General features: G+C 46.8%; 10 protein-coding genes. 8 read left to right on the top strand and 2 right to left on the bottom strand.

What is annotated here, in order from left to right; all coding sequences use genetic code 11:
• Window positions 1–109: 109 nt before the first annotated feature.
• From NSQ57_RS24340 to NSQ57_RS24305, 8 genes are all read left to right on the top strand, one after another.
• Window positions 110–1,969 (top strand): sensor histidine kinase, encoded by a 1,860-nt coding sequence (locus NSQ57_RS24340; protein WP_342426140.1) that lies wholly within the window; start codon window positions 110–112, stop codon window positions 1,967–1,969.
• A complete protein-coding gene (locus NSQ57_RS24335; RefSeq protein ID WP_341040295.1) occupies window positions 1,962–3,608 on the top strand; it encodes a response regulator in 1,647 nt (548 codons plus the stop codon). The genes NSQ57_RS24340 and NSQ57_RS24335 overlap by 8 nt, the downstream gene beginning before the upstream one ends.
• A gap of 106 nt (window positions 3,609–3,714) precedes the next feature.
• Window positions 3,715–5,019: an extracellular solute-binding protein gene (locus NSQ57_RS24330; RefSeq protein WP_039271867.1), complete on the top strand. Its 1,305-nt coding sequence runs from the start codon at window positions 3,715–3,717 to the stop codon at window positions 5,017–5,019.
• A gap of 319 nt (window positions 5,020–5,338) precedes the next feature.
• Complete coding sequence (locus NSQ57_RS24325) at window positions 5,339–6,367, top strand: NADH:flavin oxidoreductase/NADH oxidase (RefSeq protein ID WP_029518752.1); 1,029 nt, start codon at window positions 5,339–5,341, stop codon at window positions 6,365–6,367.
• Between the two features lie 190 nt (window positions 6,368–6,557).
• On the top strand, window positions 6,558–7,346 hold the full coding sequence (locus NSQ57_RS24320) for an ABC transporter ATP-binding protein (RefSeq protein WP_342425431.1): 789 nt from the start codon (window positions 6,558–6,560) through the stop codon (window positions 7,344–7,346).
• A gap of 131 nt (window positions 7,347–7,477) precedes the next feature.
• Complete coding sequence (locus NSQ57_RS24315) at window positions 7,478–8,188, top strand: ABC transporter permease (protein WP_209947615.1); 711 nt, start codon at window positions 7,478–7,480, stop codon at window positions 8,186–8,188.
• Between the two features lie 30 nt (window positions 8,189–8,218).
• Window positions 8,219–8,926 (top strand): ABC transporter permease, encoded by a 708-nt coding sequence (locus NSQ57_RS24310; RefSeq protein ID WP_342425430.1) that lies wholly within the window; start codon window positions 8,219–8,221, stop codon window positions 8,924–8,926.
• A 190-nt stretch (window positions 8,927–9,116) separates the two neighbouring features.
• Entirely contained in the window at window positions 9,117–9,230 is a 114-nt protein-coding gene (locus NSQ57_RS24305; RefSeq protein WP_016822651.1) for a putative holin-like toxin, read from the top strand.
• 180 nt (window positions 9,231–9,410) lie between these two features.
• Here the strand turns inward: NSQ57_RS24305 and NSQ57_RS24300 are convergent, their stop codons facing one another.
• Both NSQ57_RS24300 and NSQ57_RS24295 read right to left on the bottom strand, forming a co-directional pair.
• On the bottom strand, window positions 9,411–13,001 hold the full coding sequence (locus NSQ57_RS24300; protein WP_342425429.1) for a family 14 glycosylhydrolase: 3,591 nt from the start codon (window positions 12,999–13,001) through the stop codon (window positions 9,411–9,413).
• A gap of 304 nt (window positions 13,002–13,305) precedes the next feature.
• Complete coding sequence (locus NSQ57_RS24295) at window positions 13,306–15,477, bottom strand: alpha-glucuronidase family glycosyl hydrolase (protein ID WP_342425428.1); 2,172 nt, start codon at window positions 15,475–15,477, stop codon at window positions 13,306–13,308.
• Between the last annotated feature and the right edge of the window lie 33 nt (window positions 15,478–15,510).

The following is a 15,510-nucleotide window of genomic DNA, read 5'->3' as shown; positions in this document are numbered from 1 at the left end:
TTTCTCAACATTTTCCGCTCTTACGTTCCAAGCTGTTTAAGATATAATGAAAGTATAGGATAGCTCTAGGGCCGGACCAATGGATTTAAGAAAACAGTTGAGGGTAAAAATGTGTACGCTTTCAAAAGGGGCGATTATCATGATGTCAGAGCGTGTAAGAACGTTTCTTCGCTCTATGTGGAGGAGAATCACGCAAAAATTAGTGAACAAGCTCATTCTACTTTTTACCTCGGTGATTATTCTGGTGGTGGGCTCACTCACAATTATTTCCTATCAGATGATTGAAAAGGAGTCGGTTAACCATAGCATCGCCAGCACGACGAATAATCTGCTGCTGGTCAATCAGAATTTGGAGGATTACTTGGAGGGAATGCAGCAGTTGGCTCTTCCGCAGCTACGTTACAACGATATTATGAACGCGATTGCCAATGAGAACTGGGACTATGCTTCGAGAATGGTCATTGAGAATTACTTGCGCAGCATGTTTTATTCGCGTACCGATCTGGAAGCGATCTATCTGTACGTGGCGGACCGACATCAATACTATGTGGTGACCAGGGAGACGTATAACATTACGGTGCGCAAAGGAGTAAATACAGATATTTCCAATCTTCCTTGGTATAAAGAGGCGATGGCCAGTACCACGAATGAATCATTTCAATCCTTTGTGGGGTCCCGCTCTGATATGGGCTATGTGGCGCCACAAGCCAGCTTTATGGCATACCATCGAGTGCTGAGATCGATTGCATCCCGTCACCCGCAGGCGTTGCTGTCCTTTTATTACAATACGAGCACCGTGGATGAAATCATGCAGAACATCCCACTGGGCAAAGGGGACCAATTGATGCTGATGAGCCCTAAAGGGGTTCCCTTTTATGTGAACAGCTTTCCGCTATATGAGCGGATGCGTGATTCCGGAGTGTTGGCACAGATTGGCAAGGGGGGAAGCGGGCGAGTAACGTGGTCTGATCGCAGTGGCAATCAGGAGTATTTGGTCGTCTATGATGCTGGCGAAAAGGATGGGTGGCAGCTCATTAAGCCCATCCCATACCGCCAGATTTATGAAGCAGCTACGACAACACGAAACTGGAGCTATGCCATTGGGGCTTTATTTTTAGGTGTGTCTATTATATTAGTGACACTGACCTCGAACGCCATTACCCGACCTTTACATAAGCTGTCCACCCAGATGAAGCGGTTTAGCACCGGAGATTTTGGAGCAACAGCTCCTGTGAAGGGACATGACGAGATTGCATATTTGTCACTGCATTTTAACGAAATGGTTCAAAGAACCGAAGAACTTATTAATGAGCGCTATCGCATGAAGCTGGTCGAAAAGAACGCCATACTCAAGGCGTTGGAGGCTGAAATTAATCCTCATTTTCTGTACAATGCCCTGCAAGCCATATCCACACAGGCATTAAAGCGGGAGATGTTCGACATGGCGGATATGGTGGATGCGTTGGCCCAAACGTTACGGTATTCCATCAACGGCAAGGATATCGTAGCTGCCCGCGAGGAGCTCAAGCATATTGAACGATATATAGGTCTGCAAAAAGCAAGATTCGGGGCGAGACTGCGGGTCGAAGTGGTATGGGAGGAAACGCTGATGGAGCTGCCGATTCCGAGATTATCCGTGCAGACGTTGGTGGAAAATGCTATCAAGCATGCGTTGGAAAAAGTATCAAGCGATATTCTGATCGTCATTTCAGCCGATTCGAGTTCTACAAATGCCACAATTACAGTCAGGGACAACGGACCTGGATTTTCAGAGGACAAGCTGAGACTGGTGCTGGATTCATTCCATGAAAAATGGGAAGAACGGGAGAGCGAGCATATTGGTTTGAAAAATCTGAACACACGGTTGAAGCTTTTGTATGGGGATCAGGCAGGATTATTCATCCTTACGGATGAAAAGGGAACGGAAATGAGGATGCAAATTCCCCGGGGAGGAAGTAGTCATGTATAACGTATTGATTATTGACGATGAAGAGCCGTTGCGCGAAGCCATTCGTATTATCGGGGACTGGGACCGTCTGGGGATCGAACATATTTATGAAGCGACGAATGGAAGATTGGGACTGGAGCTGCTGGGTCAGCACCCTATAGATGTGGTGATGGTCGATATGAAAATGCCTGAGCTGAACGGTATCGAATTTCTCCGTGCCATCGAGAAGGCATATCCCCATCTGTTGACGATTGTCATTAGCGGCTACAACGACTTTGAATTTACACGGCAGGCGATTCAATCCCGGGTGGTGGATTATCTGCTCAAGCCTATCAATCGTCAGGATCTGAACCAGGCACTGCGCAAAGCAGTGGACATTCTGGAAAGCCGAGAGCAAAGCAAAAACAAGTCCATTAGCCAGAACATTACGCTGAATATGTCACTGCCGAAGCTGAAAGAGAAGCTATATTTGTCCATTTTGGACGGTAGCTTTAAAAGGCAGGCCAATACGGCGTTGCTCCCATTGATCGGAGCGGATCAGCCGGGGAATCGCTTTGGGGTGATCGTGCTGCGGCTGCTGAACAGGGATGAGATTCGCAGGACACGTTTTCATGGCGATGTCGATCTGATGGATTTTGCTGTAACGAATGTATTAGCGCAGACATCAGATGAACGGTTGAGTTGTTTTAGCTTCCCCCATCCGCGACGGGAGCGCGAGGTCATTTCGATCTGTACCCTGGCCCCAGGGCATGAAGAACATATGTCCCTCCTACTGGCACAAGTGGCACAGAAGGCGGTTGTGAACCTGCATGGGCTGTTCTGTATGGTAGTAGCGGCCGGAGTGGGCAAGCTCTGTACAGACGTAGTGGAGCTGGCTTCTGCCTATAGGGATGCCAAAACGCTTATTCACAGCACGGATGTATTGAAGCTGGAAGGGGAATCTATTCTCCATACGGTGCCCCGGCAAATGGCTACGTCAGAGGAAATGTCATGGACGGAGCAACTGTTGGCGATCCAAAAGGATGCTCAGACAGGTCAGGCAAACCGGGCAAAGGTGCTGCTGGGTGATCTGCTGAAACAATTGGCAACAGGTCCTGTTTTCCGTTTACAGGATGCAGATCGATTGATGCGGGAGTTCCATTTTCTACTGAAAGAGGCAGCGATTGAGTTGGGTGCGTCTACGTCAGCGTTGAATCAAGATGGAGCTTTGGAAGAACCGGAGCACGTGGGGGAAAGCGATTTGTCTGCTGATTTTACGAGCTTTGTTCACTACGGTCAGAGATTGAATCGGATGCTGGAGCTTTACATTGCTGGGGTCCAACATGCTCAAGCGGGGAACCAGCCCTTTGATATAACAGACATCAAAAGGCACATCGACCGTTATTATTTTGAGGATATTAAAATTTCGTTCTTTGCTGAAACCTATTTTTTGAGTCGGGAATACTTGATGAAGCTGTTTAAGCAGCAGTTTGGTTACGGTATTCACGAATATGTACAGAAGGTTAGGATGGACAAGGCGAAAGAGCTACTGGGCGATTCTAGCCTGAAAATACAAGAAATCTCGGATATGCTCGGCTACAAAGATAAAAATTATTTCAGTAAGGCTTTTCGTAATTATTATCAGGTATCACCGTCTGAGTATCGTGTGAGCTTGCAATAAACCACTTTTTTACCCTTAATGCTTCACTAATCTGCCTTTTTAAATTGGAGTATATTTTTTAGAATGATCGCATGGACGTTGATCACAAACAAATGGGGGAGTATCCATGTTAAAGAAGATGATGGCGTTATCCGGCAGTTTGCTTTTGACGGTCGGTTTGTTGAGCGGATGTGGAAGCAGCGGCGGCACGGATGCGTCGAAAGAAAGTGCTGGCGGCAAAGAAGATTTGAAAACGGTTACAATAAATATGTTCACAGCCTCACCGGAGTATACCGATGCCTTTAACGCGTATATCGAGGAGTATAAGAAGGTCAAACCTAACGTGAAGATCAATTTGGAGATCATGCAGGCAGACTACAACACGATTCTGAAGTCGAAAATAGCTTCAGGTAGTACACCGGATGTATTCCAAACGACGGCAGGAGGCGACATCGACACGTATGCGGATTATAGCGCCGATCTGACCAATGAGCCGCTAGCAGCAGCCATGACGGATGCTGTTCGAGCGAATATGAGTTCCAGTGACGGAAAAGTGCTCGGACTCCCGGTGAAGGGGAACCTGTTTTCGTTGATTTACAACAAAGATTTGCTTACCAAAGCTGGGATAACCTCCCCGCCAAAGACGATTGCAGAAATGCAGGACGCGGTCACCAAGCTGGAGGCGAAGGGCATTACTCCATTTGCGAACGCATATAAAGAGTGGTGGGTATGGAAGCACATCTTCATGCACTATGTAGATGCTGCTGCACAGGATGCAGGCGTGGAGTCGAAGCAGCTCGTTAGTGATTTTATCGCAGGTAAAGCAAAAATCAAGGACTACCCAGTGCTGTACAACAACTTCTTTAGCTTCATTGATTTGACGGTGAAACATGGCACAGATAAGCCGCTGGAACGGGACAGCAATGCGGGAGTAAGTGATTTTGCATCTGGAAAAGCTGCATTTATGACGGGTAAAGGTGCGTGGGATGAGGAAGCGATTAAGAAAATTAACCCTGATCTCAAGATTGGCATCATGGGGTATCCGGTGAGTGACAAAGCTGATCAATCGGTCATCATTACCGGTGCGGATCAGGCACTGCGTATCAATAAGGATTCCGAAGTATCGAAGGAAACGATTGAATTTTTCAACTGGCTGTACACTTCGGAATACGGTAAGAACTGGTTCTCCCAGGTAGCGAAGGTGATTCCTCCAATTAAGGATGCACCGCTTCCTGATCTTGAAATGCCTAAGGAAATGGAAAGCATTTTGAAAACGTCGAAGTCCGGTGATCTGTCTGTTAACTACTCCTTGGATACATTCCATCAAAAATTTGGCGAGCTGATGCAGGCTTATATCAGTGGTAACATGAACAAGGATCAGGCGGTTGCAGAGATTGAGAAGGCATGGGTGCAATTAGGTTCAGCACAATAAAACTGGTTTCGCAGAGGCGTCCGTAAGGGCGTCTTTTTGTGTTAGAGTTAGGAGGTCGAGAGAGTGTGAACAAAAAAATATTTAATAATATTTAAATATTTACTTGCAAAAAGTTATTAGGTTGTGGATAATAGATTGTGTGCAATACATCTACAACCTTACGATATACATAATGACTGCACGGTGCAAATACGAGGGAGACCCCGGTTGGGGAATCTCTTTATTTCGTTTGGACTGTGCCGATTGTGCTTATAATAGACCGTGTAATTTGGAACGCATTTTTAGTTATGTGGTAGAGATGAAAAAGGAGATGAGCGTTTTGAAGACTTCGTTGTTTACACCGTATACAATCAAAAATTTGGAGTTAAAGAATCGTGTGGTCATGGCACCGATGTGCCAATACTCGGTCACAGCCAAGGATGGGATTCCGAATGATTGGCATCATGTTCACTACCTAAGCCGAGCAATTGGAGGCACGGGGCTGATTATTATAGAAATGACGGACGTGGAACCGGATGGACGAATTACCGATTATGATCTGGGCCTTTGGTCAGATGAACATATTCCGGCTTATAAGAAGCTGGTTGACGGTATTCATGCGCACGGGTCCAAGGTAGGCATTCAGATTGCTCACGCGGGCCGTAAAGCTGAGGATGCAGCAGAGCCGGTCGCTCCCTCGGCCATCGCATACCCGGATGCGAGTTATAAGCAGCCGCGCGCACTGACCACAGAGGAAGTCCGTGGCATGGTACAAAAATTCGCAGACGCCGCCCGGCGTGCGGTTCAAGCGGGCGTGGATACGATTGAGCTTCACGGTGCACATGGTTACTTGATTCACCAATTCCATTCGCCGGTTACAAACAAGCGTGATGACGTGTATGGTCAGGAGCTATCCCTTTTCGGCGTTGAAGTCATTCAGGCTGTGCGCAAGGAAATGCCTGCGGGTATGCCGTTAATCTTCCGCATCAGCGCGGTGGAATATGTAGATGGTGGATACGATGTGGATCATGCTATTGAGCTGAGCCGAGCATATCAGGCTGCAGGCGTAGACGTGATCCATGTCAGCTCGGGCGGAGAAGGACCGGCAGGCGCCAGAAAGCCAGGCAACTATCCGGGCTATCAAGTGCCGTTTGCTCGCCAAATCCGCGAGGCGCTGAACATCCCAGTCATCGCCGTTGGCGCACTGGATGAACCGGCCTTGGCGCAGTCTGTTATCGGCAATGAAGATGCCGATCTGGTCGCTGTGGGACGCGGATTGCTGCGCGATCCATATTGGGCTACTCATGCAGCGGTGGCACTGCGCGGCGAGAAGCCTTCCATACCTGAACAATATCAACGTGGCTACTGAGGCCTAAGTAATCCCACGTTGTTTATATATAAACAAGGCACCTGCAACGAAGTGTACGCTTCGTCAGGTGCCTGTTTTGTTTTTATCGGGATAATGATTGGCAAATGAATAAATGTGATGGTTTTTACATTTTGTGGATGATTCAATCTGTATAATAATTATATTTGGTGTGTATAGGAGGATGAAAGAAATGCAGTATGTTATTGAAACGAAGGGCCTCCGCAAACAGTTCGGGATGTCGGTAGCTGTAGACGATATTTCCTTACACGTGGAGCGTGGCAGTATCTACGGTTTCCTCGGTGAGAATGGGGCTGGCAAAACAACGACCATCCGCATGCTGATGAGGCTGATTGAGCCTACAAGTGGGGAGGTTTTTTTATTTGGCGAGCGGTTGGAGACGAATTATCCATCTATCTTTTCCAAAATTGGAACGATTATTGAAACACCAGGTTTATACGAAAACCTGAGTGCGCGTGATAATCTGAGAATATGCTGTAAGTACATGGGAATGAAGGATGATGGAAGAATAGAACGTACCTTAACCACGGTAGGTTTAGAGCATACCGGTAAAAAGAAGTTCAAAGATTTTTCCCTAGGGATGAAGCAAAGATTGGGGATTGCGAGGGCGCTTGTTCATGACCCTGAGTTGCTCATATTGGATGAGCCAACAAACGGACTGGACCCATCTGGAATTAAGGAAATTCGTCAGCTATTGAAGCGGTTGTGCGAGGAAGACGGGAAAACAATTCTTATTTCCAGCCACATCTTGAGCGAAATTCAGCAGTTAGCTACACACATCGGGATTATACATAATGGAAAACTGTTAGCGGAAGATCGTTTGAGCCGGTTAGAGGAAGGCTTTGAGCAATATACAGATGTAAAGGTAGACGATGCAGAAGCAGTGCAAGCATTTCTGCAAGAGCACATGAAGCAGCTTCAATCTAATGTGATATCCCCCACAACAACTAAGAATTCATAGTCCGATTGAAAATACATCTGCGTTAAATAAACAGTTAATAGATCATCAGTTTTCAGTTTATGAGATACACACCACAAAGCAGACGCTAGAGGAGTACTTTTTGACTCTCATTTCAGGAGAGGGTGGGCGACGTGATTAGAGCAGAGCTCATTAAGCTTAAAGGCTCTAAAGCCTTCTTGTTGAGTTTTATAATATTGCTGGCTGTTGTGTTGCTGGAATTCGTAACAAGCGCCGTTTTTTACCGATATTCAATTGATAAACGGGGTTGGACCTACTATTTTGAAGGCATAGTTCTTTTCGTTAATGTTGCAGCCGGATTTGTCAGTTATTACATTTTAACGGGTCATATTTTTGCGAGAGAGTACCAGGAAAACACGCACCTCTTTATGTTTACTACGCCTGTCACCAAGGCAAAATTTTATTTTAGTAAATTGATCATTATTTATGGATTTATTATTGTGTCGCTATTTATCGTTCTGTTTCTGTCTGCAGTATTAGGCATGCTTATTACAAATCGACCTTTAACGATGGCTATCTGGGTATACCAAATTCAAGTGTTTGCCAAAATGTGTGTGATGCATGCGATGTTAATCCCAATTGCCTCTTTTTTTGCTATACGCTGGAAGAGCATTATGGTGGTTGTACTCGTAGTTTGTACTGTTATATTTTTAAATTTTATGTATAAAAGTGAATGGTATCCGTGGATTGTACCCTATCTTTTGTCGCCCAATGAAGGAAGTGCGATTATATTCGTCAATATTCTCATAGCGTGGTTGAGTTTATCAGTAACTTTTCTTCTTGGATTGTTTTTATCCCTATGGGCATATCAAAGAAGGGGCTAGATGGAGAGAGCTTTTCAAAGGAGGTTTGTTATGTTTGCCCTGTTTAAAGCAGAGTGCTTGAAGCTGAAAAGAACTAAGATTCTTTTGTTGAGTGTAATGATTTTAGTATTAACCATTGTGGTGGAATTTTATAGTTACACGGGTAGTCCCAAGTATTCGATAGATCGTGATGGTTGGAATGACTATTTTATGAGTATTGTTACTCTTATTAATTTCCTAACTGGGTATATGAGCTATTATATTTTGACTTGCTATATCTATGCGAGAGAATATCAAGAGAGGACCCATATGGCCCTGTTTACAAGCCCGGTTCGCCGGAGTCGTCTTTACTTCAGCAAGCTGCTTGTTATTTATATGTACATCGCTGTTAGCCTTTTGTTGGCATTTGCGCTATCTGCGCTATTGGGTATGTTAATTACGGACAGACCGCTAACCTTTGAAATCGTTATATATCAGCTTGGAATCTTCACTAAAATGATTATTATGCACGCTATGCTCATCCCGATCATCACGTTCTTCGCCATTCGCTGGAGAAAATTTGTGCCCGCCATTATGGGGATGTGTACCGTTATGTGTTTAAATTTTGTTTTGGTTAATACACCTGGAAATACCTTTTATCCATGGACCGTGCCGTTATTGTTTTCTCCACACGGCACACTGGGCAGAACATTTACGAATGTTCCTGGAGGAATCATCAGTATTTGCTTCATTTTTGTGCTGGGCTTTTATTGGCGTTAAGAAGCTATACCCATATAGAGACACAGTAGAATGTGTAAGCAGCAAAGGACGATGAGTGTCCATATAAGATTGGCTGGATGAATCTGTAAAATGTTGTCGCTTAAGGACGGATTTACGTGCTATAATTCCAGTAACAACAGAATGGCTTAGGTGGGCGGTCGGCTAATCTCCCGGAAGGGAGGTGATGCCTGTGGAGGTTAAGGATGCTCTGACATTAATGATGATGTTCGGCACGCTATTAATAGCGTTGATCGGATTAATCGTTACGATTGTTATTGCGTTGAACCAAAACAAAAAGAAATAGACCGCCCTGCTCAAGGGGAAAACGGTCTATTTCTGTAGATCGCCTTTGAACAGCCGACCGCTCTTCAAAGCGGCTGTTGCCAAGAGTAGGGATGTTACCAGCATCCTTGCTCTTTTTTAGTATATCCTTCTATAACTCATTTTAGCACATCTGAATAACCAATGTAACCGAATGGGACCGTTACTTGGTGAAAATTTTAACTTCCTTTGGAGCAAGAGTCACGGTAACCGAACCGTTGTTAATCTGAACGGAATCGTTGCCTAATTGGTTGGTCAGGCGAGTTCCGTTGGACAGATTATCGAAGTTGCCAATCGTGCGGGTTTGACTATTCCAGGAGTTGTTGATAAATACGATGGCCTCGTCACCGTTTTTAGAGCGCTGAAAACTGTAAAAGGAGTCGTCCACCCATTTTTCCTTTTGGCTGCCGTTTTGCAGAGCAGGGTGGTTGTTGCGCACATTGTTCAGCTTAGCGATGTACTGATACAGGTCATGGTTGGAGTTGAAAGCCATATTCTCCCGATTGCCGGGATCATCTCCGCCATTAAAGCCTTGCTCAGTACCTTGGTAGATGATTGGAATTCCGCGTGATGTCAGAGTAAAGCCCAAAGCAGTTTTGAGCTGTGGCCATTTGTCATAGTTAGCACCCGGCTTGCCGGAGGCGTCATTCAGGAAACGTTTTACATCATGATTGTCAATAAATACACCGTTGGTCTGGGCATCGCGATAGTAACGATCATCGGAGTAGCGTTCCTTGATTTTTCTCATGGATTGATCGTGTCCGAAGACATCCTTGATTGTATAATACATCGGAAAATCCAATGCGGCATCGAGATACCGGGTGTAATCCCCCACATAAGCAGGGTCGCCATGGAAAATTTCACCCATGGTGAAGGTATTGGCGGCTTGGTCAAAATCCTTTAGAAAACCCTTCGGTACATGCTTGGCGGTATCCAACCGCAGTCCGTCGATGCCTGTCTCATTCAGCAGCCATTTGATCCAGTTTTTAAGCTCATTTGCGGTAGCGGGGTTTTCATGATTTAGGTCATCCAGTCCAGCCACATCACCGTTTTCAATTTTCCATTGGTTGTTAGAGTTGTAGTCCCCACCTGTAATTTCACCATTGTGATGATACCAATCTGTTTTATCAAAAGGGGCCTTGGCGATGCCGTTCCCCGGTTGGAAATCACCTGTGTGATTCACGACGACGTCCAGCATCACAGCGATATTTTTGTCATGTGCCTTACCAACCAGCTCTTTGAACTTGTCCATTGTACCGAGATGCCCGTCTACCGCATAAAAATCATACGTATGATAGCCGTGGTAAGCGTATTCACTCTTTTGCATCGTTACCGGGGTAATCCAGATCGCGGTAAACCCCATATTTTTAATGTAGTCGAGTTTGTTAATAATACCTTGAAAATCGCCACCATGCCACTTGCGTTGATCGCTGTTGTTGGAATTGAAGCCACCGTAGTTATCGTTGGACGGATCTCCGTTGCTAAATCGGTCTGTCATGATAAAATAAATGCTTTGTTCGCTCCAGTCTACGTTGAGGGGAGTGGGCTTGGAAAGGGTACCCGGATCTATAGGAGTGAAGGCGCCTAAAGGCGCCTCCGTTTGAGCAGTTACTTCAACTCCGTTAACATTGGGTGTGTAGGTAGAAGTGCTTACGTTTAAGGTTACACCCGAAAGTTTTTCTGTTGGGATAGGTCCTGCCACTTCGTTGAGGTCGGTTGCGTAGGTAGAAGCCCCTACGCTGAGGACGCCCCCCGAAGGTGCCCCCGTTCGGATAGATCCTGCAGCCCCGTTCAAGCCGGGTGTGTAGGTAGAAGTTCCAGTGCTGAAAAGGTAGTTCTTCGAGTTATTGCTGTCCCAACTGTTATTGCCGTCATTAAAAGCAGCTTCCAATTGGGAGGCAGAACCGATATCAACGGTAATTTTGGCATAGCCGCTAATCTCGGCATCCTGCATTTTCACACCGGGTACGGCAGTCCAGTTTCCGTTAGCTGGGCGGTAGTGAATATAAGGCGAGTTAAAGCCTTTTTTGTAGTATACCGTTACCTTGTTAGTTGTACCGCCGCCATCCCCGGGAATCGTACCCGCTGGAGCGCCAGATGTGATCGTTCCCGCATTGCCGCTGTTACCGGGCGTGTACGTAGAAGTGCCCGTGCTGAAGGAGTAGTTTTTGGTGTTGTTGCTGTCCCAGTTGTTATTGCCGTCATTAAAAGCGGCTTCCAATTGGGAGGCAGAACCGATATCGACGGTAATTTTAGCATAGCCGCTAATTTCGGCATCCTGCATTTTCACACCTGGCGCTGCAGTCCAGCTTCCGCCAGCCGGACGGTAGTGAATGTAAGGTGAGTTAAAGCCTTTTTTGTAGTATATCGTTACTTTGTTGCCTGTACCGCCATTATTGTCAGGCTTGGCTTTGCTGATGATATATTGTTTGAATCCACTCAACTCACCGGTTGGTGAGCCATCATTGTTGACGAGATTGTTGATGCGCAATAACGTAAACCCGTGATAACCGAACTTCGTGATTTTCTCCTCGATTTTTTGGAAGCCGCTGCCGCCTGTCGGGAGTGCATTTTCACCATTCAGGCGAACACCCTTGGCATTCGCGATGGAGGAGACGGTATCAACCAGGGTGGACGGCAAGGAATAATTCGGTGCTGTGCCACTGTCACTCATCTCCAGGCAAGTAAATGTCAAGTCTAGATCGGCATCCTTGAATTTCTGAATGAGACGGTTGTAATCATAATATCCACCTGCTTGTTCTGTGCTGTGCGGCATAGCAGGATTGTTCATTTGCCAGTGCAGACCGGAAACTTTGGCCCCGATCCGGACACCAAACACAGAATCGAAGTTTTTGTGGGCCGCTGCTCCGATGACACCTAAATGCTTCTCAAGTACACTTTGGTACCACGACAGAAAATCCTTTCCATATGTGGAATTATATCCGCCATTCGTGTAAAATCCGTCCCCATCGGTCGGTGGATTGATTTGGCTAAGGCTGGTAAGTTTGGTGCCCCAAGCAGCATTAATCTTGTCCAATGATCCGTACTTGTCATTCATAGCTGTGCGGAATGCATTTTTGGCTGTTTCAGTATAAGCTTGGAACTTGCCTCGTCCCGGGTAGCTCCACCCTGCTGCTGGATAGTAGGACGGATAGCGCAATTCCCCAGAAGGACCGCCGCTCAAATAAATTTTGGGAATGATACTTTTATATCCGGCAAAGTTTTCAGCGAATGAGGCATACAGCTCGTCATATTGTTTACCGGTTCCGCTCCACAATGGGGAGAGGGCTTCACTATTGGCATAGCCGCTTTCGTCCTTGAATTGCATTTCATCTGCACTGCCCTTGCTCGGCAGCCAGCTTGGCAGTGGGATGTTACAGTCATCTCCCACATTTCCTCCACACTTATGCGTAGAGATAATAGGAACCCACTTCAGTCCCGCTTCTTTCACGGCATTTGCATAGGTCTTGTAGTAGCTCCAATCGAACTGGTTATCTCCTGCGCTCTCCACATAGCCCCACCAGACGTCGGTAGTGATGGCATACACGCCATTGTTTTTCAACGTTTGTAGCTGCTTTTTAAAGGAACCCCAGTCATTGATTTTCGCCAGCGGTCCCATGACGGAAGCTTGAAAATCATCTGCAACCGCTGCGCTCGCCGTATTAGAGGGTGAGCCAATGAAGGCAGTCAGAGACAGCACAAGGCTTAGTAGAAGCATACACCCTTTTTTCCATAGACTTCGATACAATGTCAAACCGATCATCCTCCCCAAAGCATAGTCTAATTCGACAACATTTTGTAAACGTCTACAAAAATAGTATAAAGCAAGCGGTTGCATAAAAAGAAGAATTTATTGCGCACTCAAGGTGGACAAATATGACATTTTACGTAAGCAACCGTGTGCCTAAAAGTCTACAGGCAAAAAAAAGGCATAGGTCTGAGGAGACGCATGCCCTTTAGTGATGTGCGGATAGCCAAGCCAGTATAGGAGAAAATGAACCTAAGCGTATAAAAGTCTTGTTCCAGTCTGTATGGAAAGTATTGCCGAGACAGCCTGCTTAATAAATAGGGCGATCCTTCTGGTCGGCAATACCGCTTTTACGGTAGAAATACGTATTGATCCGATCCCGCCATTCTTTGGCATGCTCAGCCTGATGCTCCAGCCGCTCCAACACCTGTTCATACATGGTATCATTCAGCTGCCCTCGTAGACTAACCCATGTGTCTCGAAGATGGGCCGCACGTTCTGCACCTTCAAAATGGGTATCATAAATGTGCTGTATGATAGTTTGGCCGGAATGGAGCAAGTGTGTATAAGGAACATGGTGAAAGAATAAGAGCAGCTCATCCGGACAGGTGTCCGTAGATTCATAGATATCGGCATGGGGAGCAAAATATTGTCCTGCATAGCCGGTCCCGGTTGCGGTCGTGCGATCTACTCCAATCCCTCGGCAATCAGCAAAATGGTAGGTTCCCCACTTGGAATATTCGTACCCGTCTACATCCGGCCCATAGTGGTGATCGGGACTGACCATCCAGCCGACCCCCAGAGGGGCGGTGTAGGATTCGTAGATATTCCATGAATCGAGCAGCATCTGCTTAATGGTAGAAATTAAATCTGTGTCGCCTTCGCTATTCCCTTGTCTGCCAAACGTCAGCCGAACCCACTCATCAGCGATTTCCTCCGCAGACAGCTCCGGGTCCCATGCCAGTCGACCATAGCCATAAAGATTGGACTGGGCGAGCAAATGTCCGGTCCAATTGGTGTCTGCACCAATATTGGATACAGCGGCTATTCCATAGTTGGTAGGTTTGGGAGAATGCAGGGCGCCACTCACAATACGCTTGATGGTGGAGCCTTTTCCTTGGGCGTAAGTATCAAAATCCAATACTTCCTTCCATTGCGGAACAAGGTAACATAGATGCTTCTGTTGGCCGGTGTACTCTTGCGCAATCTGAAATTCCAGTAGCACCTGAGTGGCTTCCAGCCCACCGAACAGGGGGGAGACAGGCTCCCGCACCTGAAAATCCATGGGACCATTTTTGATCTGTAAAATGACATTTTCCCGAAACAGCCCATCCAGTGGTTTAAAATGGTTAAAGGCTGCGCGAGCTCGATCCGTCTTGCGATCGCGCCAGTCCTGCTTGCAATTGTAGACAAAGCAGCGCCAAATCACACGTCCGCCATAGGGCTGCAACGCATCTGCCAGCATATTGGCTCCATCGGCGTGATGGCGCCCGTAGCTGAACGGTCCGGGCCGATTTTCGGAATCGGCTTTGACCACAAAACCACCCAGATCAGGAACGGCGGCGTAAACTTCCTGGGCTTTGGTCTGCCACCATTCAGCTACAGCTGGTTCCAAGGGATCGGCTGTAGTTAACCCGCCGAGCTGAATAGGACTGGCATAGTTAATGCTCAAGTAGATCTGTATGCCATAGGCGCGGAATACCGCAGCTACTTTGGCCACATCCGGTAGGAATTTATCTGTAATCAGCTCGGTTTCTACCTGATGGACATTCACATTGTTAATGGATAGCGCTTGAATGCCTACAGAAGCGAGTAGACGGGCATAGTCTCGCAGGCGCTCCATATTTGCAGTAAAGGCATTATTGTCGTAGAAAATGGACCCACCCGCATACCCGCGTTCAATACTACCATCCATGTTATCCCAGTGGTTGATCATACGGATGGGATTAGCTGGATTAGACAATAGGTCTAGAAGGGGAGCGTGCAATGATTCCTCGGCGGCGGGTTTCAGTTTGCCGTCTAATCCTCCTTGAAGGTAGCGCAGCAGATGAAAGACTCCATACAATACGCCTTTGGAGGTCTGCCCCGCGACTATAACGTACGGTCCTTTGAACTCATCGTTACTGTGCAAAGCTGAATATGCCGGATCTGGCATCTCTAGCCCGCGAATTCGGTAGCCTTCCGCGCCCACTTCTGCCTGTTCCGTCGCACTGAATCGTTCTGCGACCAAAGGATGCGTTGGGAACGTACCCAGCGCAATGAATGGCGCATTTACAGGAACGGTACTGATTTTCGGCTGCTGTCCAAACATGGAGGTCAATCCGTGCTGAAGCTCACTCGCAGCCGATTGAAGCACTTCATCTGTCTCATGGACCACGATGACCCTGCACCAGGCGGGCAGCTTTTGTACCTTACTATTGCGGCTGTAATGCAGCCAAGCCGCATAGCCGCTTTCTTTTGGCATATCCATAAGCTTGCTCATATTGGAGCCTCCTTTTGGGCAGGTGAAGATGAT

Source organism: Paenibacillus sp. FSL L8-0502 (assembly GCF_038593055.1).
Lineage (GTDB): Bacteria > Bacillota > Bacilli > Paenibacillales > Paenibacillaceae > Paenibacillus > Paenibacillus polymyxa_D.
The sequence above is the reverse complement of the archived record's forward strand: the minus strand, read 5'-3'. Positions and strand labels throughout refer to the sequence as shown.

Coding starts and splice junctions, on each gene's coding strand:
- NSQ57_RS24320 (WP_342425431.1), top strand. CDS start 6,558: ATGCAGTATGTTATTGAAACGAAGGGCCTCCGCAAACAGTTCGGGATG.
- NSQ57_RS24310 (WP_342425430.1), top strand. CDS start 8,219: ATGTTTGCCCTGTTTAAAGCAGAGTGCTTGAAGCTGAAAAGAACTAAG.
- NSQ57_RS24340 (WP_342426140.1), top strand. CDS start 110: ATGTGTACGCTTTCAAAAGGGGCGATTATCATGATGTCAGAGCGTGTA.
- NSQ57_RS24335 (WP_341040295.1), top strand. CDS start 1,962: ATGTATAACGTATTGATTATTGACGATGAAGAGCCGTTGCGCGAAGCC.
- NSQ57_RS24295 (WP_342425428.1), bottom strand. CDS start 15,477: ATGAGCAAGCTTATGGATATGCCAAAAGAAAGCGGCTATGCGGCTTGG.
- NSQ57_RS24330 (WP_039271867.1), top strand. CDS start 3,715: ATGTTAAAGAAGATGATGGCGTTATCCGGCAGTTTGCTTTTGACGGTC.